Origin of the sequence: Pseudomonas sivasensis (assembly GCF_013778505.1) — a bacterium.
Lineage (GTDB): Bacteria > Pseudomonadota > Gammaproteobacteria > Pseudomonadales > Pseudomonadaceae > Aquipseudomonas > Aquipseudomonas sivasensis.
The window spans coordinates 270,971-288,658 of the sequence record NZ_JAAOWU010000005.1 but is presented as its reverse complement, the minus strand read 5'-3'; the positions used below and the strand labels follow the sequence as shown (position 1 = coordinate 288,658).

General features: G+C 60.7%; 21 protein-coding genes. 6 read left to right on the top strand and 15 right to left on the bottom strand.

Annotated elements, in window-relative coordinates; genetic code table 11:
- Positions 1-6 precede the first annotated feature (6 nt).
- Both serS and cysG read left to right on the top strand, forming a co-directional pair.
- Positions 7-1,287 (top strand): serine--tRNA ligase, encoded by a 1,281-nt coding sequence (gene serS / locus G9Q84_RS12230; RefSeq protein WP_032889671.1) that lies wholly within the window; start codon positions 7-9, stop codon positions 1,285-1,287.
- Positions 1,288-2,682, top strand: coding sequence for a siroheme synthase CysG (gene cysG / locus G9Q84_RS12225; protein WP_181643408.1), 1,395 nt, complete (start codon positions 1,288-1,290; stop codon positions 2,680-2,682).
- Between the two features lie 116 nt (positions 2,683-2,798).
- On the opposite strand, the gene G9Q84_RS12220 is transcribed toward cysG, so the two are convergent.
- From G9Q84_RS12220 to tusD, 6 genes are all read right to left on the bottom strand, one after another.
- Positions 2,799-3,794, bottom strand: a complete 996-nt coding sequence (locus G9Q84_RS12220; RefSeq protein ID WP_181643407.1) for a glutathione S-transferase family protein — start codon at positions 3,792-3,794, stop codon at positions 2,799-2,801.
- Between the two features lie 88 nt (positions 3,795-3,882).
- On the bottom strand, positions 3,883-4,884 hold the full coding sequence (locus G9Q84_RS12215; protein WP_181643406.1) for a glycosyl transferase family protein: 1,002 nt from the start codon (positions 4,882-4,884) through the stop codon (positions 3,883-3,885).
- Complete coding sequence (locus tag G9Q84_RS12210) at positions 4,881-5,216, bottom strand: TusE/DsrC/DsvC family sulfur relay protein (protein WP_032889667.1); 336 nt, start codon at positions 5,214-5,216, stop codon at positions 4,881-4,883. Before G9Q84_RS12210 ends, G9Q84_RS12215 begins: the two co-directional genes overlap by 4 nt.
- On the bottom strand, positions 5,213-5,491 hold the full coding sequence (tusB, locus tag G9Q84_RS12205) for a sulfurtransferase complex subunit TusB (RefSeq protein ID WP_032889666.1): 279 nt from the start codon (positions 5,489-5,491) through the stop codon (positions 5,213-5,215). Before tusB ends, G9Q84_RS12210 begins: the two co-directional genes overlap by 4 nt.
- Positions 5,491-5,841 (bottom strand): sulfurtransferase complex subunit TusC, encoded by a 351-nt coding sequence (gene tusC / locus G9Q84_RS12200; protein ID WP_181643405.1) that lies wholly within the window; start codon positions 5,839-5,841, stop codon positions 5,491-5,493. The genes tusB and tusC overlap by 1 nt, the downstream gene beginning before the upstream one ends.
- A gap of 1 nt (position 5,842) precedes the next feature.
- On the bottom strand, positions 5,843-6,235 hold the full coding sequence (tusD, locus tag G9Q84_RS12195; RefSeq protein WP_032890039.1) for a sulfurtransferase complex subunit TusD: 393 nt from the start codon (positions 6,233-6,235) through the stop codon (positions 5,843-5,845).
- Positions 6,236-6,392: 157 nt separating this feature from the next.
- Here tusD and G9Q84_RS12190 point away from each other — a divergent pair, with 157 nt between their 5' ends.
- A complete protein-coding gene (locus G9Q84_RS12190) occupies positions 6,393-7,568 on the top strand; it encodes a CaiB/BaiF CoA transferase family protein (protein WP_181643404.1) in 1,176 nt (391 codons plus the stop codon).
- Positions 7,569-7,664: 96 nt separating this feature from the next.
- Here G9Q84_RS12190 and G9Q84_RS12185 read toward each other — a convergent pair whose 3' ends face one another.
- Both G9Q84_RS12185 and G9Q84_RS12180 read right to left on the bottom strand, forming a co-directional pair.
- Positions 7,665-8,159, bottom strand: a complete 495-nt coding sequence (locus tag G9Q84_RS12185; protein ID WP_032890037.1) for a SprT family zinc-dependent metalloprotease — start codon at positions 8,157-8,159, stop codon at positions 7,665-7,667.
- A gap of 128 nt (positions 8,160-8,287) precedes the next feature.
- Positions 8,288-8,890: a Yip1 family protein gene (locus G9Q84_RS12180; RefSeq protein WP_032889661.1), complete on the bottom strand. Its 603-nt coding sequence runs from the start codon at positions 8,888-8,890 to the stop codon at positions 8,288-8,290.
- Between the two features lie 266 nt (positions 8,891-9,156).
- On the opposite strand from G9Q84_RS12180, the gene ttcA reads away from it, so the two are divergent.
- On the top strand, positions 9,157-9,981 hold the full coding sequence (gene ttcA, locus G9Q84_RS12175) for a tRNA 2-thiocytidine(32) synthetase TtcA (RefSeq protein WP_122753670.1): 825 nt from the start codon (positions 9,157-9,159) through the stop codon (positions 9,979-9,981).
- 67 nt (positions 9,982-10,048) lie between these two features.
- Positions 10,049-10,720 carry a DNA-3-methyladenine glycosylase I gene (locus G9Q84_RS12170; protein WP_099601035.1) on the top strand — a complete coding sequence of 224 codons (672 nt, stop codon included), beginning with the start codon at positions 10,049-10,051 and terminating at the stop codon, positions 10,718-10,720.
- A gap of 70 nt (positions 10,721-10,790) precedes the next feature.
- On the opposite strand, the gene G9Q84_RS12165 is transcribed toward G9Q84_RS12170, so the two are convergent.
- The 3 genes from G9Q84_RS12165 to arsC are packed head-to-tail and all read right to left on the bottom strand — an operon-like array spanning position 10,791 to position 12,146.
- Positions 10,791-11,198, bottom strand: a complete 408-nt coding sequence (locus G9Q84_RS12165; protein ID WP_032890035.1) for a DUF2069 domain-containing protein — start codon at positions 11,196-11,198, stop codon at positions 10,791-10,793.
- Positions 11,182-11,796: an NAD(P)H:quinone oxidoreductase gene (gene wrbA, locus G9Q84_RS12160; protein WP_032889655.1), complete on the bottom strand. Its 615-nt coding sequence runs from the start codon at positions 11,794-11,796 to the stop codon at positions 11,182-11,184. Before wrbA ends, G9Q84_RS12165 begins: the two co-directional genes overlap by 17 nt.
- Positions 11,793-12,146 (bottom strand): arsenate reductase (glutaredoxin), encoded by a 354-nt coding sequence (gene arsC, locus G9Q84_RS12155; protein WP_181643403.1) that lies wholly within the window; start codon positions 12,144-12,146, stop codon positions 11,793-11,795. The genes wrbA and arsC overlap by 4 nt, the downstream gene beginning before the upstream one ends.
- Positions 12,147-12,261: 115 nt before the next feature.
- Between arsC and G9Q84_RS12150 the strand changes: the two genes are divergently transcribed.
- Positions 12,262-12,723, top strand: coding sequence for a TlpA disulfide reductase family protein (locus tag G9Q84_RS12150; RefSeq protein ID WP_181643402.1), 462 nt, complete (start codon positions 12,262-12,264; stop codon positions 12,721-12,723).
- Between the two features lie 130 nt (positions 12,724-12,853).
- On the opposite strand, the gene G9Q84_RS12145 is transcribed toward G9Q84_RS12150, so the two are convergent.
- The 4 genes from G9Q84_RS12145 to G9Q84_RS12130 all read right to left on the bottom strand — a co-directional run bounded on the left by G9Q84_RS12145 (position 12,854) and on the right by G9Q84_RS12130 (position 17,558).
- Positions 12,854-13,258 carry an META domain-containing protein gene (locus tag G9Q84_RS12145; RefSeq protein ID WP_181643401.1) on the bottom strand — a complete coding sequence of 135 codons (405 nt, stop codon included), beginning with the start codon at positions 13,256-13,258 and terminating at the stop codon, positions 12,854-12,856.
- Positions 13,255-13,695 carry a hypothetical protein gene (locus tag G9Q84_RS12140; RefSeq protein WP_032889650.1) on the bottom strand — a complete coding sequence of 147 codons (441 nt, stop codon included), beginning with the start codon at positions 13,693-13,695 and terminating at the stop codon, positions 13,255-13,257. Before G9Q84_RS12140 ends, G9Q84_RS12145 begins: the two co-directional genes overlap by 4 nt.
- Positions 13,696-13,766: 71 nt before the next feature.
- Positions 13,767-14,756, bottom strand: coding sequence for a 2-hydroxyacid dehydrogenase (locus G9Q84_RS12135; protein WP_181643400.1), 990 nt, complete (start codon positions 14,754-14,756; stop codon positions 13,767-13,769).
- A 48-nt stretch (positions 14,757-14,804) separates the two neighbouring features.
- Positions 14,805-17,558: a response regulator gene (locus G9Q84_RS12130; protein ID WP_032889648.1), complete on the bottom strand. Its 2,754-nt coding sequence runs from the start codon at positions 17,556-17,558 to the stop codon at positions 14,805-14,807.
- Positions 17,559-17,688 lie beyond the last annotated feature (130 nt).

Here is a 17,688-nt window from a genome sequence, read left to right as displayed (position 1 = left end):
ACCGACATGCTCGATTCCAAACTGTTACGTAGCAACCTTCAGGACGTAGCGGACCGCCTGGCATCCCGTGGCTTTGCCTTGGATGTTGCGCGCATCGAAGCGCTGGAAGAACAGCGCAAGACCGTCCAGACCCGCACCGAAGCACTGCAGGCTGAGCGTAATGCGCGTTCCAAATCCATCGGTCAGGCCAAGCAGCGCGGCGAAGACATCGCGCCGCTGATGGCGGACGTCGAGCGTATGGGCACCGAGCTGTCCGACGGCAAGGTCGAGCTGGACAAGATCCAATCCGAGCTGGATTCGATCCTGCTGGGCATCCCCAACATTCCGCACGAGTCTGTGCCCGTTGGCGAAGACGAAGACGGCAACGTCGAAGTGCGCCGCTGGGGCACGCCAAAAGCCTTTGATTTCGAGATCAAGGACCACGTCGCCCTGGGCGAATTGACCGGTGGCCTGGATTTCGAAACCGCCGCCAAGATGTCCGGCGCGCGCTTTGCGTTGCTGCGCGGTCCGATTGCGCGCATGCACCGTGCCTTGGCGCAATTCATGATCAACCTGCACACCGGCGAGCACGGCTACGAAGAGGCCTACACCCCGTACCTGGTTCAAGGTCCGGCGCTGATGGGTACCAGCCAGTTGCCGAAGTTCGAAGAAGACCTGTTCAAGATCAGCCGCGATGGTGAAGCCGATCTGTACCTGATCCCGACTGCTGAAGTGTCGCTGACCAACATCGTCGCTGGCGAGATCCTCGATGCCAAGCAACTTCCACTCAAGTTCGTGGCCCACAGCCCGTGCTTCCGCAGTGAAGCCGGTGCATCGGGTCGTGACACCCGCGGCATGATCCGCCAGCACCAGTTCGACAAGGTGGAGATGGTGCAAGTAGTTGAGCCGTCGACCTCCATGGAAGCCCTGGAAGGCCTGACCGCCAACGCCGAACGCGTGCTGCAACTGCTGGAGCTGCCGTACCGAGTGCTGGCTCTGTGCACCGGCGACATGGGTTTCAGTGCCGTGAAGACCTACGATCTGGAAGTTTGGGTGCCGAGCCAGGATAAGTACCGCGAGATCTCGTCGTGCTCCAACTGCGGTGATTTCCAGGCCCGTCGTATGCAGGCGCGTTTCCGTAACCCGGAAACCGGCAAGCCGGAACTGGTGCACACCCTCAACGGTTCGGGCCTGGCTGTAGGTCGTACCCTGGTTGCCGTGCTGGAAAACTACCAGCAGGCTGACGGTTCTATCCGCGTACCTGAAGTGCTCAAGCCTTACATGGCGGGCGTTGAGGTCATCGGCTAAATGGAATTTCTGCCGCTGTTTCATAACCTGCGCGGCAGCCGTGTGTTGGTCGTTGGTGGCGGGGAAATTGCTTTGCGCAAATCCCGGCTGCTGGCCGACGCCGGTGCGGTGTTGCGGGTGGTTGCTCCTCAGATCGAAGACCAGTTGCGTGAATTGGTACTGGGCAGTGGCGGGGAACTGATTGTGCGCGGTTATCAGGAGGCCGACCTTGACGGTTGCACCCTGATCATCGCCGCCACCGACGACGAGCCACTGAATGCGCAAGTGTCCAGTGATGCCAAGCGTCGCTGTGTACCGGTCAATGTGGTGGACGCGCCGGCCTTGTGCAGTGTGATCTTCCCGGCAATTGTCGACCGCTCTCCCTTGGTGATTGCGGTGTCCAGCGGCGGCGATGCGCCGGTGCTGGCACGCTTGATCCGCGCCAAGCTGGAAACCTGGATTCCGTCCACCTATGGCCAGTTGGCGGGGTTAGCGGCGCGTTTTCGTGCCCAGGTCAAAGGCTTGTATCCGGATGTGCAGCAACGTCGTGCGTTCTGGGAAGAAGTGTTCCAGGGCCCGATTGCCGACCGCCAGTTGGCCGGGCAGGGTGATGAGGCTGAGCGTCTACTGATTGAAAAGGTCAACGGCGCACCGCCGTATGCGCCGGGTGAGGTCTACCTGGTGGGCGCAGGCCCGGGCGATCCCGACCTGTTGACCTTCCGCGCGCTGCGTTTGATGCAGCAAGCGGACGTGGTGCTCTATGACCGCTTGGTCGCCCCGGCGATTCTTGACCTGTGCCGCCGCGATGCCGAACGTGTGTATGTCGGCAAGCGTCGCGCAGACCATGCCGTGCCGCAGGACCAGATCAACCAGCAACTGGTGGACCTGGCCAAGCAAGGCAAGCGCGTGCTGCGCCTCAAGGGTGGCGATCCGTTCATCTTCGGGCGTGGTGGTGAAGAGATCGAAGAGCTGGCGGCCCATGGCATCCCGTTCCAGGTGGTACCAGGAATCACGGCGGCCAGCGGCTGCGCGGCCTATGCGGGTATTCCGCTGACTCACCGTGACTATGCGCAGTCAGTACGCTTTATCACCGGGCATTTGAAGAACGGGACGTCGGACCTGCCTTGGAGTGATCTCGTGGGGCCGTCGCAAACCCTAGTGTTCTACATGGGCTTGATTGGCTTGCCGATTATCTGCGAGCAACTGATCAAGCATGGCCGTGCTTCTGATACCCCGGCGGCGTTAATCCAGCAGGGCACCACCTCCAACCAGCGCGTGTTCACCGGCACGCTGGCGGACTTGCCGCGCATGGTGGCGGAGCATGAAGTGCATGCGCCGACGCTGGTGATCGTGGGTGAGGTGGTGATGTTGCGTGAGAAGCTGAAGTGGTTTGAAGGCGCCCAGTCTCAGGTCTGAGCCTTTTAAAAACATCGGGAGCAAGCCCCCTTCCATATTTTTACTGTATTCACAGTTCCAAATGTGGAAGGGGGCTTGCTCTCGATGAGGCCATCACACACAGCGCATTTCCTGAATCAGCGCCAGACGCCTTCGCCACTCAACCGCTGGCGATCATGCCCAGCATCAAACCTTTGCAACGGCCCCTTTGGCACAACCCCCGTCGGGTTGATCGTGCGGTGACTGGCATAGTAATGCCCCTTGATGTGCTCAAAATCCACCGTCTCGGCCACCCCCGGCCACTGAAACATTTCCCTCAGCCAATTCGACAGATTCGGATAATCCGCAATCCGCCGCAGATTGCATTTGAAGTGGCTGTAATACACCGCATCAAAACGAATCAACGTGGTGAACAACCGCACATCCGCTTCGGTCAGGTACTCGCCGGCCAGGTAGCGATGGTCGCCCAAGTGCTGTTCCAGATGGTCCAGTTCAGCAAACACATCATCAAACGCGCTTTCATACGCTTTTTGTGAGGTGGCAAAACCTGCGCGGTACACGCCATTGTTCACGGCCGGATAGATCCGCTCGTTCAGCTCATCGATGGTTGTACGTAGGGACTCGGGATAGAAATCCAGGGTATTGCCAGTCAGTCCGTTGAAGGCGCTGTTGAACATGCGGATGATCTCCGCCGATTCATTGCTGACGATGCGCTTGAGCTTCTTGTCCCACAAGACCGGCACGGTCACGCGGCCGGTGTAGTCGGCTGTGTCGGCGGTGTAGCGTTGGTGCATAAATTCGAAATTATCCAGCTTATCGCCGGTCGAGCCGTGGGCCTTGTCGAAGGTCCAGCCGTTTTCCAGCATCAGCCAGCTGACTACGGACACATCGATCAGGCTTTCGAGGCCCTTGAGCTTGCGCAGGATCAGCGTGCGGTGCGCCCATGGGCAGGCCAGGGACACATAGAGGTGATAACGACCGGCCTCGGCCTTAAAGCCGCCTTCGCCGCTCGGGCCAGGTTGGCCGTCGGCGGTCACCCAGTGGCGCCGCTGTGCCTGTTCCCGTTGGAAAGCGCCGTCTGCGCTACTTTCGTACCACTGGTCTTTCCAGCGTCCTTCGATCAGCAAACCCATGACTGGCTCCTTGGCTAATAAGCGTTGGAGCCCAGTCTAAAGGGATGAGTTCGAACTAAAAGCGCAAAGACTGCGGATGAATGATCGATTAAATCGATTTATCCCGTGCTTCCCAATATTGCTGCGCCAGTTCGAACGCCTGCTCCCGCGGGTGGTCAAGGCCGCGCAAGGCCAGGGCCATGGTGGCGATCAGCGCCAGCTGCGGGTAGCTGTCCTCTGCATCGCCGCGCCATACGGCCTTCAAGTGCTCAGGCTCCAGCGTTGCCGGCTTGACGTGGCGCTGGGCGGAGAGGGCGGGCCATTCTTCATCCCAGCTCTCGCCGCCGGTGGTGCCGTACAGGTGGCTGATAGTGTCGGGGTTGATCTCTATCTCGCCACCGTCGCCTTTCACCACAATCACGTTATCCCCGAGCAGCCCGCTGGCATCGCGGTGCACGCCCTGGTAGCCCGGATGAAAGATGCTTTGCAAGCCGCAACGGGCATTCAACGGGTTGAGCAGCCGCGCCAGCGAGTGGATCGGCGAGCGAAGACCCAAGGTGTTGCGCAAATCGATCATGCGTTGCAGTTGTGGTGCCCAGTCGCCCAGCGGGATAAATGCGAGGTTTGCGTGCTCAAACGCCGTACCGACCTGTTGCCAGTTTCGGCACAGGGGAATGTGCAGGGTATCCAGCAGCTGCTCGGTGTATAGCCGGCCCGCCGTATGGGCGCCGCCGCCGTGTATCAGGATGCGCACACCGTTCTGCGCCAGGCATTTGGCTGCCAGCAGGAACCACGGCAGGTGGCGTTTCTTGCCGGCATAGGTGGGCCAGTCGACGTCGACATTCAGTGCGGGGGCATCCAGGCGCTCGCGCACGGCTTCGGTGAAGCCGGCGAGTTCTTCCGGGCTTTCTTCCTTGTGCCGAAGCAGCATCAGGAAGGCGCCCAGTTGGGTGTCTTCGACTTTTTCGTCGAGCAACATGCCCATGGCTTCGCGGGCTTCTTCGCGGGTGAGGTTACGCGCGCCGCGCTTGCCTTTGCCCAGGATGCGTACGAATTGCGCAAATGGGTGCTCGGCAGGAGTTTGCAGGGTCAGTGGGGAGAAGTCGGTCATAAGCAATTCGTCGGCCGGGGCAGGCCCGCCAGCTTGGCGGCGAGTTTGGCGGGAGTGCCGTTGAACAATTGGTTGAGGTGCAGGCTGTTGCCTTTGTCCGGGCCTAGCTTCAAGGCGGTGTACTTGATCAGCGGGCGCGTGGCTGGGGACAGCTGGAATTCGGCGTAAAAGCCGCGCAATAGTTCGAGGATTTCCCAGTGCGCCGCAGTCAATACCAGGTTTTCGGCGGTGGCCAGGGCGTTGGCCACCTCGGTGGACCAGTCGTTCAGGTCGACGAGGTAGCCGTCTTTGTCCAGTTCGAGGCGGCGCTCGCCCACGGTCAGGGTGTTCATAGCCAGGTGTTGACCTTGTCGTAGTCGATCGACAGTTGCACGAAACCGGGATAGTCCACGCTGTCGGCCCAGTCCGGTAATGGCAGGTTGCGCGCCTGCATGTCTTCGGCCAGCACAAAGACCTTCACGCCCTTGGTTTGCAGGGCTGGGGCGTGCAGGCCGTAGGCGCCGTCGCCGCACAGCAGGATCGCGTCCTCGGCGCCGCAGATACGCAGGCAGCTGTCGAGGCGGCTATCGGTAAACGGGGAGTGAGACACCACGTGTAAAGTCGACATCAGAGGGTAATTACCTGGTCGTAACGGTCAATCAATTGGGAAATAGCGTCGTTGCTCAACGGTTTCGCTTCGGTTGGCGGCGTCAAGCCACGCACGGCCATGCTGTGGCGGCAGACAAACACATCGTCGATGCCGAACAGCTCCAATGCCTGCAGGTTGGCACTGAGGTCCTTTTGTTGCACGGCCTTGGCGTTCTGGTGCGGCGCGAGCTGGAACACGCCGTCATCCATGAACAGCAAGCCGATGGGCAGATCAAAGGCGCCACCCGCCAGCACGATATCCAGCGCTTCCCGTGCGCTCGGCCCGGACCACGGCGCCTGACGGCTGATCAGCAATAAGGATTTGGACATTTCACGGCCCTCCAAAACAGATCAGGCGGTCGGCATCCTGGATTGCATCATGCAATTGCCCCAGGCCTGACAGCGTCCACGGTGCATCCAGGTTCACTGCGCTGCGTTGATAGCGCGTGGCCTCTTCGCTGTTGAGCACGCCACGACGCAGGGCGGCGGCGATGCATACCACGCCGTCGAGCTGATGAGTGCTGACAAACTCACGCCATTGGCGGGCAATGTCCTGCTCATCTTGGGGCGCTACGAGGTTGTTGGACGCGCTGTAAACGCCATCCTGATAAAAAAACAACCGCACAATCTCATGCCCACCGGCCAACGCCGCCTGGGCGAAGAGCAAGGCGCGGCGCGAAGAGGGCGCGTGGGCGGCGGAATACAGGGCAATCGCGAACTTCATGGAACACTCGGCAAGCAAACGTAGGCCAATGATAAAGCCGCCGTCGCGAAAAAGCCCGCCGTGATCAAAACGGTCACTGTCGGTGATCGTTCTGACGATTGCCGGTAGGCGCAAGGCTGCCTAGTCTGTGGGCATTCGAACCGAAAGTGGAGTCCCCATGTCAGGTCCCTTGGCGTCCCTCAAAGTGCTGGATTTTTCCACCTTGCTGCCCGGCCCGTTTGCTTCGTTGATGCTGGCGGACATGGGCGCCGAGGTGCTGCGTATCGAATCGCCCACGCGCCTGGACATGCTGCGGGTCTTGCCGCCCCATGATCAGGGCACCTCGGCAAGCCATGCCTACCTCAATCGCAATAAACGCAGCCTGGCGCTGGACCTCAAGCAGGTCGAGGCCTTGGAGATTGTGCGGGCGCTGGTCAAAGACTACGACATCGTGCTCGAACAGTTTCGCCCCGGCGTGATGGAACGCCTGGGCCTGGGGTATGAGGCCTTGAAGGCGATTAATCCCCGGCTGATTTATGTGTCGATCACCGGTTATGGCCAGACCGGCCCGTATAAGGATCGCGCCGGCCACGATATCAACTACCTGGCACTGGCAGGCGTGGCCAGCTATACCGGGCGCCAGGACAGCGGGCCGCTGCCGTTGGGTGTGCAGTTGGCGGACGTGGGCGGGGGTTCGCTGCATGCGGTGGTGGGGTTGCTGGCGGCCGTTATCGCCCGCCAGCAAAGTGGCGTCGGGCAATACCTGGATGTAAGCATGACCGATTGCTCGTTCAGCTTGAATGCCATGGCTGGGGCGGGTTATCTCGCCTGTGGTGCGGAGCCGGAATGGGAAGGCCATGTGCTCAATGGCGGGAGTTTCTACGATTACTACCGCTCGCGCGATGGGCGCTGGATGTCGGTGGGCAGCCTGGAGCCGGCGTTTATGCAGCAATTGTGTGAAGCGTTGGGGCGCCCGGAGCTGGCCGCGCAGGGCTTGAAGCCAGAGCGGCAGGCGGCGCTTAAGCAGGCCTTGCAAGTGGAGTTCGAGAAGCGCAGTTTCGCGGAATTATGCGAGCTGTTTGCCGGGGTTGATGCCTGCGTTGAACCTGTGCTGACGCTCAGCGAAGCCGTTGCCCATCCGCAGTTAAAGGCGCGGGCACTGGTCAGCCAGGTGCCCAGGGGCGATGGCTCGAGCCAGGCGCAGATTGCCTGCCCGTTGAAATTTTCGGAAGGGTTGCCAGCGCCCCGGCACATTGGCGTCGCCGTGGGCGCGCACAGTGATGAAGTGTTGGCGGAGCTGGGCTTGAGCCCGCCGCGCATCAGCGAGCTGCGCAGCTCCAAGGTGATTATGTAGTGGCTGGGCGGACGATATCGGGAGCAAGCCTCCTCCCACATTCAGGCCTGTGAATACGATCAAAATGTGGGAGGGGGGTTGCTCCCGATGAGGCCTTTATTCCACCCGGGTTTCGCCGGTAAACACCAATGTCTGCCGACAGCGCCGACACAGATACCGCCGCCCCTGAGCCACCATGCCATGGCGCTGCGACGAAAACGGAAAGTCGCTGTCGGCACATGGGCAGCGGTAGATATAGCGGGTCACCTGGCGCCGCTGCACGGCATAGGTATGGCAACGGTCCGGCGGCAGTTCGTAGACCCCGCGCATGATCAACTGCCATTCCTCGCCATGGGGCTGGATGCGTTCACCAAACAATTGGTGGGCGATCAGGTGCGCCACCTCATGGGCCACGGTCTGCTTGAGGAAGTGCTGGCTGTTTTCTCGGTACAACTGTGGGTTAAAGCGCAGCAGGTTCTCGTGCAAATGCGCGACACCGGCTTTCTGGCCCCGCAGCTTGAGGCTGACCTGGGGGCGTTTGAAGCTTCGTTTGAAAAAGGATTCGGCTTGCAGGAAACAATCTTCGACGCGGGTATTGAGTTGCTCGGGCATGCTGTACATATCTCCAGAGATGCCCAGTATGCCGCAAAGCTGAGTGTTTCCGAATCTGTCAGGCGCCGAATGGTCATGCATAACGCACAAAGCCACCTTGCGGTGGCCTTGCCTACGGTTTCAGCGGTTCAGTTGGTATAGATCGGCCCTACGCCCAGGCCCCAGACGATCACCGTAAACGCCATGATCGCCACCAGCACCACCAGGCCTACGGCCAGTACCGAGCTGGAAAACAGGAAGCCCTCGTCCGGATCGATGTTCATGAACGTCGGCAGCCCCACATACAACAGGTACACCGTGTAGCAGATCGCCGCTGTGCCCACGACCATACCCAGCCACATGTGCGGGTAGAGCGCCGCCAGCCCGCCGATAAACAGCGGCGTCGCGGTGTAGGTCGCAAAGGCCACGCAGCGGGCCATGCTGGGGTTGGCGTCGTAGGTACGGGCCATCCAATGAATGAACGCGCCCATCACCGCCACGCCGCCAAGCATGGCTGCGTACGACATGATGGTCATCCACAACGCACTTTCCTGGGTCAGCATCACCGGCGCGCGATTGCCGATGACCCAGCCCACCTGGGTGGTGCCGATAAACGCTGATATTGCGGGAATTGCCGCGAGAATCAGGGTGTGAGTGAGGTACATGTGGCCGATGCTTTCTTCTTTATCGCCACGGATTTCCCGCCATTCCTGGTCGGGATGGGTAAACAGCCCCACGACGTGATGGATCATGCCAGTCACTCCTGTCGTTGTTACCATCGCCCCCCATCGGAGCGCCCACGGGCCAATTGGCCTGAAAGGTCTGGATATAGATGTGCGACCTCACGTCGCAGTATAGGAAGGGATGACCGGAATAACTGTAGGGCCTTTAGAGCAAATCGCACTGTAAACAGTGGGCCTAATCGCAGATTGGAATGCGGGGCCACGTTGAATGTGTGGACTCGACATCGGTAAGATACCCGGCTTTTCGTCACACACCTCCAGCGGATCCAATCGCCATGGGCACTCTTACGGTCAACCAGAACAAACTGCAAAAACGCCTGCGTCGCCTGGCGGGTGAAGCAGTCGCCGATTTCAACATGATCGAGGATGGCGACAAGGTCATGGTCTGCCTCTCCGGCGGCAAAGACAGTTACACCCTGCTCGATGTGCTGCTGCACCTGCAAAAGGTCGCGCCGATCAAGTTCGACATCGTTGCCGTCAACATGGACCAGAAACAACCGGGGTTTCCCGAGCACGTGCTGCCGGCTTACCTGAAAGCGCTGGGCGTCGAGTACCACATCGTCGAGAAAGACACCTATTCGGTGGTCAAGGAGTTGATCCCGGAAGGCAAGACCACCTGCTCGCTGTGCTCGCGCCTGCGCCGTGGCACGCTCTACACCTTTGCCGATGAAATCGGTGCGACCAAGATGGCATTGGGTCACCATCGCGACGACATCGTCGAAACCTTCTTCCTCAACATGTTCTTCAACGGCTCCCTCAAGGCCATGCCGCCCAAGCTGCGCTCCGATGACGGACGCAACGTAGTAATCCGTCCGCTGGCGTATTGCAACGAAAAAGACATCCAGGCCTACTCCGACTTCAAGCAATTCCCGATCATCCCGTGCAACCTGTGCGGCTCCCAGGAAAACCTGCAGCGCCAGGTGGTCAAGGAGATGCTGGTGGACTGGGAGCGCAAGACGCCGGGGCGCACCGAAAGCATCTTCCGCAGCTTGCAGAACGTGCAGCCGTCGCAGTTGGCCGACCGCAACCTGTTTGACTTCACCAGCCTGAAAATCGACGAGACGGCCGCTTCGCGCTTCGTCAACGTAGTGAACCTCTGAAGCAGTTCAACGCTCTGAAAGACGGCGCTCAAGGGCGCCGTTTTCATTTCAATCCCCAGGAGAGGGCATGCGCGATTACAAGTGGCTGCACGAATATTGTCTGAACCGCTTTGGTTCAGCGGCTCAACTGGAAGCCCACCTGCCGGCACCCAAGACCCCGGCCCAATTGCGCAAGATCAGCGATGATCGCTACCTGTCGACCTTGGCGCTCCGGGTGTTTCGCGCCGGGTTGAAGCACAGTGTAGTGGACGCCAAGTGGCCGGCGTTTGAGCAGGTGTTCTTCGGCTTCGATCCGGAAAAAGTCGTGCTGATGGGCGCCGAGCACTTGGAACGCCTGATGCAGGACACGCGTATCATCCGTCACCTGGGCAAGCTCAAGAGCGTGCCGCGCAATGCGCAGATGATTCTGGATATTGAGCAAGAGAAGGGCAGCTTCGGCGCGTTTATCGCCGACTGGCCGGTGACGGATATCGTCGGGCTCTGGAAGTACCTGAGCAAGCACGGCCATCAGTTGGGCGGCCTGTCGGCGCCGCGATTCTTGCGGATGGTGGGCAAGGATACGTTTGTGCCGAGTGATGACGTAGTGGCTGCATTGAATGCGCAGAAGATCGTCGACAAGGCGCCGACCAGCCTGCGGGATCTGGCAACGGTTCAGGGCGCGTTCAACCAGTGGCATGCCGAGAGTGGGCGGCCGATGTGTCAGTTGTCGATGATGTTGGCTTACACCGTCAACCACTGACCCAGTCGGCGCAAGTTCTTGTGTGGTGAGCTCGCTCGCCACACAAGCCGGATGCACTGCAAATCGTTGATCAGGCCTCAGCCAGCCGCCGATTCAACTGATGCCGCCACCGCACATAGAGCAGTGCGGTACAAAACACCGCCAGACTTGCCAGCATCTCAAGCACCCCGAACCACTGGCGGTTCGGATCATACGCCGCCAGCGCGCCCTTGATGAAATACAGGTTCACCGCAAAGCACATCCATGAATGCCCCCGCGCACTGCCGCTGATCATGCCCGGCGCCAGCAACAACAGCGGCACCAGTTCGATCAGCAGGATCACCCACGGGCGTGCGCCATGCAGGTCGGCGACGAACAGGTAATACACGCAGAGCAAACCCACCAGGCTAAAAAACGCCAGCAGGCTCAGCGCGCGTGCCACCTTGACCCGCGGCTCCAGCCACGCTTGGGGCGGCAGAACTTTAGGCTTTTTGGCCACGACCATTCTCCAGCAGCGTGGCGGTGGTGGCGAGGCGCAACCCCAGTGCCCGGCACAGGGTGATTTCATGTTGATCGAGCATGCGCTTGCCGTCCGGCCCGGAATGGTGGCTGGCGCCATATGGCGTACCGCCGCCCTGGGTGTCGAGCAATGCCTGTTCGCTGTAGGGCAGGCCGGTGATCAGCATGCCGTGGTGCAGCAGCGGTAGCAGCATCGACATCAGCGTGGTCTCCTGGCCGCCGTGCAGGCTGGCGGTGGAGGTGAACACGCCAGCCGGCTTGCCGACTAGCGCGCCGGTGAGCCACAGGTTGCTGGTGCCATCGAGGAAGTACTTGAGCGGCGCAGCCATGTTGCCGAAGCGCGTCGGGCTCCCCAGGGCCAGGCCTGAGCAGTTCTTCAGATCATCTAGATTGGCATACAGCGCGCCTTCGTCCGGAATGCTCGGCGCCACGGCTTCGCATTCGGTGGAGATCGCCGGCACTGTGCGCAAGCGCGCCTCCATGCCGCCTTGCTCAATGCCCCGGGCAATCTGCCGGGCCATTTCGCTGACCGAGCCGTTGCGGCTGTAATACAGCACCAACACGTACGGTGTGGTCACGGCAGAATCTCCAGCACGTTTTCTGGTGGGCGGCCGATGATGGCTTTGTCGGCGGTTTCCAGGATCGGACGCTCCATTAGCTTGGGGTGTTCGGCGATGGCGGCGATCAGATGGGCTTCGCTGAGGCTGGCGTCGGCCAGGTTGAGAGTTTTGTACTCGTCTTCGCCGGTACGCAGCAATTGACGGGCACTGAGGCCCAGTTTGGCCAGCAAGGCCTTGATTTGCGACGCACCCAGCGGGGTTTCCAGGTAGCGCACCACGGTTGGGGTGAGACCGCGGGCTTCAAGCAATTCGAGCGCACCGCGGGATTTCGAGCAGCGCGGGTTGTGATAAAGCGTCAGATCGGTCATGTGCGGGTCGCATCTTGCGTAAGGTGGCGGGTATTCTACCCGCGCTGCACCCCGTCCTTAAACCGTAAGAGGCGATAGGTCGCAGCCAACGTTCATTTTTGCGAAGGATTACCCCATGACACGTCGACTGATCGGTGCATTGGCGATCATTACAATCCTGCTGCTCAGCGGCTGCGGGAATGACTATGGCGTTGACCAGTACGGCCAGAAAGTCGCGGCCGAGCGCTTGGACAAGCAATGGCTGGTGGTCAACTACTGGGCAGAATGGTGTGGCCCGTGCCGCACGGAAATCCCTGAGCTCAATGCCTTGGCGGAACAGCTGAAGGGGCAGGGCGTGGGGGTGTTCGGGGTTAACTTCGACAATGTGCAGGGTGCAGAGCTGAAAGAGGCCAGCGACAAGCTGGGCATTAAATTCACCGTGCTGGCGCAAAACCCCGACGGGATCTTTGAAATTCCGCGCAGCGAGGCATTGCCGGTGACTTACATCATTGATGACAAGGGCAAGGTGCGTGAGCAGTTGATGGGCGAACAGACGGCGGAAGGGGTACTGGCCAAACTCAAGGCCTTGCGCGGTTAAAGCAACCACTCAAATCAAATGTGGGAGGGGGCTTGCCCCCGATTGCAGTGTTTCAGTCAATACATCCGTTGACTGTTACACCGCCATCGGGGCCAAGCCCTCTCCCACATTTGGACCGCAAGCAGCGTGATCAGCCTTCTTCCAGCCACAGGCGAATCGGCTTGCCTTCGGCCGGCCAGAAGCGGGTCTGCTCGATCGGCGAGATGTCCCAGCGTTGTACGCTTTGCAGGGCCTGGAAGAAGCGATGCTCCTGCTCCATCAAGGCCTCGGCGCAGAGCTTGCGGGTGCTGCCGATTTTGCCGAAGCTGAGTTTGTCGCCATCGACCGTGTACGGCGCAAACCAGTGGTTGCAGCCGCCATTACCGTAGGCGCGGCCATCGGCGCCGAGGGTGACAGTCAGGTGTGCGTAGTCCATCAATGGCCGCTCACCAATCCACTCCACCACGTAACTGTGATCCTGCTTGAGCTTGACCGCATCACCGGCACAGCCGCTCAAGGCCACGCCGACGGCGGCGAGCAGAAGCAGGCCTTTCATTGCGCAGCCTTCTGGCATTTCGGGCAGCGGTGCTTGTCGCCTTCACTGGCCCAGCCCAACTCTTTGATGCGCGCGTTGGCGGCAGGCTGCAGCGGTTCTTTGGTCAGCTTGGTTTCTACCGCGAATTCAAACTCCAGCACGGTGTCGCAGCTGTCGCAGTTGACCTTCCAAGTGTGAATCTCCAACTCGCCGAATTTCGGCCCTTGAGCCATGGCGACCCATTGGCCCGCCGGGCGGATGGAGTAGCGCGCGTCACCTTCAACGGTCAGGCGCATCGACAGGGTTTTACTGCCGCGCAGGGTGACGATCAGGACATCGCCATGCTTGATCGAACCACCGTTGCCGGTGACTTGGTAACGGCCCGGCACTAGGGCTCGGCATTCGATTAGGGTGTGTTGCGGGCTCAGCAAGCTGAAGCGGAAATCGTGTTCGGCCATGGATCCTCCAAATAGGCGCGGCATCCTATCACGGGTGCCTGCTCATCATGAGCTTGCTATGTGACCGCTGATCATCCTTCGACGAGGTTCTGCGCCCGACCATCGGCCCATGCAGCAATGTTGGCAAGGGTAGTGCCGGCAATGGCCGCCAGGGCCTCGCGGGTAAGGAACGCCTGGTGTGCGGTGATGATCACGTTGGGGAAGGTCAGCAGGCGTGCGAGCACGTCGTCTTGCAGGGGCAAGTCCGAGCGGTCCTCAAAAAACAGCTGGGCTTCTTCTTCATAGACATCCAGCCCCAAGTAGCCGAGTTGGCCGTCCTTGAGGGCTTCGATCAATGCCGGGGTATCCACCAGGCCGCCACGGCCAGTATTGATCAGCATCGCGCCGGGCTGCATGTGCGACAGGGAACGGGTGTTGATCAGGTGCTTGCTGTCGGCGGTCAGCGGGCAGTGCAGGCTGATGATCTGCGCCTGGGCCAGTAACTCGGGCAGGCTCACGTACTTCGCGCCCATTGCCTGCACCTGTTGATTGGGGAAGGGGTCGTAGGCGAGCAACTCACAGCCGAACCCGGCCATGATCCTGGCGAATGTCGCGCCGATCTGCCCTGTGCCGACAACACCGACAGTCTTGCCCACCAGGTCGAAACCGGTAAGACCGTGCAAGCTGAAGTCACCCTCGCGGGTGCGGTTGTAGGCACGGTGCAGGCGGCGGTTGAGTGCGAGGATCAGCGCTACGGCTTGTTCGGCGACCGCATGGGGCGAGTAAGCGGGTACCCGTACGATCGTCAGGCCCAGGCGCTTGGCGACGGCGAGGTCGACATGGTTGTAACCCGCCGAGCGCAGTGCAATCAGTCGGGTGCCGCCCTTTGCCAGGTGTTCCAGCACCGGGGCGCTGAGGTCGTCGTTGATAAAGGCGCAGACCACCTCGTGGTGTTCGGCCAGGGCCACGGTGTCGAGATTGAGTCGGGCCGGCTGGAATTGCAGTTCCAGCCCAGGTGGCAGTGGCTCGCCGAGGAAACTATCGCGGTCGTAGGTCTGGCTGCTGAAAAGAATCACGCGCATTGAAAAGCTCCCTGCAATTTGTCAGTGGGTCAGCGCCATGAAATAGGGTCAGACACTGACCCGTGCTTCACTGGCCAATCGCGCGATGGCCATGTCCAGTTCGTCCAGCGCGGTCATCGCCTTGGCATCGTCCTGCTTGAGCAGGGTTTCGGCGCGCTGGCAGGCGGCGCGCAGTTGCGGTACGCCACAGTAGCGGGTGGCGCCGTGCAAGCGGTGGACGCGTTCGATCAGCGCCAGGTTGTCCTTGGCGTCGCGGGCGATGTGAATGGCTTGGCGGTCGGCTTCCAGGGAGGCCAGCAGCATGGCAAGCATGTCAGCCGCCAGATCGGTTTTACCCGCGGCCAGGCGTAGGCCTTCCTCATGGTCCAGAACCGGCAACTGCACCCCTGGGCCCAGACCTTCAGTGACACGCTCAGGCACTTGGTTGCGCAAGGCCAGGCCGGTCCACTTCAACACCACTTGGGCCAGTTGTCTTTCGCTGATGGGTTTGGTCAGGTAATCGTCCATGCCGCTTTGCAGCAAGGCGCGTTTTTCGTTAGCCATGGCGTGGGCGGTAAGGGCGACCACTGGCAAGGGTGTGCCATGGCGCTCACTTTCCCACTGGCGGATCGCCTCGGTGCTCTGGCGCCCATCCATGCCAGGCATTTGTACGTCCATCAGCACCAGGTCGAAGGTGTCCTGTTTTACCGCGTCGACTGCGGCATAACCGCTTTCTACCGCACGTACCTGGGCGCCCATGTCCTCCAGCAACGTTTGCACTAAGAGCAGGTTTGCCGGGTTGTCGTCGACACACAGCACACGCGGCGCACGGCTGGACAGCGGCTCGCCCGGTTCGCTGCGCGACGGGCGCGGGCTGATCAGGTCGGAGAGGGCGCGGCGAAGCTTGCGGGTGCATGCCGGCTTGGCCTGCAACTGGCTGTTGGGGTTGGGCACCGACTGGTTGAACAGCATCTGTTCCGTGGTTGGGCACAGCACCAGCACTTTGCAACCCAGGCGTTCCAGGTCCCAAAGATGCTGGTTGAGGCGTTCGGGCGGGATGTCGTTGGCGGTGACGCCGAGCACCGCCAAGTCGATGGCTTGCTCGGTCTGATGGGCACTGGTGATGCCGTTGGTCAGGTTTTCCAGGCTATTGAACGGCGTGACTTCCAGGCCGCAGTCTTCCAGTTGATGTTGTAAGGCCTGGCGCGCCAGTTCGTGGTTTTCCAGTACTGCCACGCGATGGCCCAGCAGCGGCGCGCAGGGCAGGTCTTCGATATCGTCGCGGGTTTTGGGCAGGTTCAGGCTGATCCAGAATTCCGACCCTTCGCCCGGCGTACTGTCGACGCCGATTTCACCGCCCATTTGCTCGATCAGGCGCTTGGAAATCACCAGGCCAAGCCCGGTGCCGCCCGGCTGGCGCGACAGAGAGTTATCGGCTTGGCTGAACGCCTGGAATAAAGCCCGCACATCCTGGCTGGACAGGCCGATGCCGGTGTCCTGCACGCTGATGCGCAGTTGCACGCTGTCTTCCTGTTCTTCCTCGATCATCGCCCGGGCCACGATAGTGCCCTCGCGGGTGAACTTGATGGCGTTGCTGATCAGGTTGGTCAGGATCTGCTTGAGCCGCAGAGGGTCGCCCACCAGTGCTAGCGGCGTGTCGCGGTACACCAGGCTGACGAGCTCCAACTGCTTGGCATGGGCAGCGGGGGCGAGGATGGTGAGGGTGTCTTGCAGCAAATCCCGCAGGTTGAACGGGATGCTGTCGAGCACCAGCTTGCCGGCCTCAATCTTCGAAAAGTCGAGGATCTCGTTGATGATGCCCAACAGGTTGTCGGCGGATTTTTCGATAGTGCCCAGGTAATCCAACTGGCGCGGTGTGAGCTCGCTTTTTTGCAGCAGGTGGGTAAAGCCGAGGATACCGTTGAGCGGTGTGCGGATTTCATGGCTCATATTGGCCAGGAACTCGGACTTGATACGGCTGGCCTCCAGCGCTTCTTTGCGAGCCAGGTCCAGCTCGATGTTCTGGATTTCGATGGTTTCCAGATTCTGGCGCACGTCTTCGGTGGCCTGGTCGATGCTGTGCTGCAACTCTTCCTGAGCGTTTTGCAGGGTTTCGGCCATGCGGTTGACGCCTGAGGCGAGTTGGTCCAGTTCCTGACTGCCCAAAGGAGGCAAGCGGGTTTCCAGGTTGCCGTCCTTGAGCTGGGCCACTGCTTGCTTGATCAGGCCAATCGGCTCGTTGATCGTGCGGCTGATGCGCAGCGCCAGGGCTGCTGTGCAGATCAGGCCAATGGCGATCAACAGCAGGCTGGCGAACAGACTGCGATAGCCGCGCAGCAACATACCGTTGTGGGACAGTTCTACTTCGACCCAGCCCAAGAGGCGGTCGGCTTCATCGGGGATCAAGTCGCCGGCAAGGTTGCGATGGCGGCCAAACACCGGCAGCAGATAGCGCGTGGCGTCATTGTCGGTGCGTTGCAGCAGGTGAGAGCTGTTGCCGGCCGGCGGCTGGTTGAGCATGGTCGGGCCAGCGTGGGCGAGGGGCGTACGGTCCGGCGCAAGGAACGACACGGTGCGCACGTCCAGTTGTTCCAGGGATTGAGTGGCGATGCGCTCCAGCAGGTCAGTGTTCTTGCTGCTTAAAGCAGGAGCCACCAGAGGCGCCAATTGCTCGGTGATCATTTCGCCGCGCTGCAGCAATTGGGTCTGCAACTCCGAGAGTTGCATCCAGGTGAAGTAGCCCCCCAACAGTAAGGCCATCAGGCTGGTCGGTAATAAGCTCAGCAACAGTACGCGGCCTTTTATCCCCATTCTTCTAAGCACGCCACTCTCCTGCTACCACACTGAAATCAATCTTCCGCGCCGGCATCCGGCCCGCGCCACCTGCGCAGTGTAGCCATTTGCACGGCCTGGAATCTCGCAAATTGTTGAGAGAGGGCAATCTTCGGCTCGT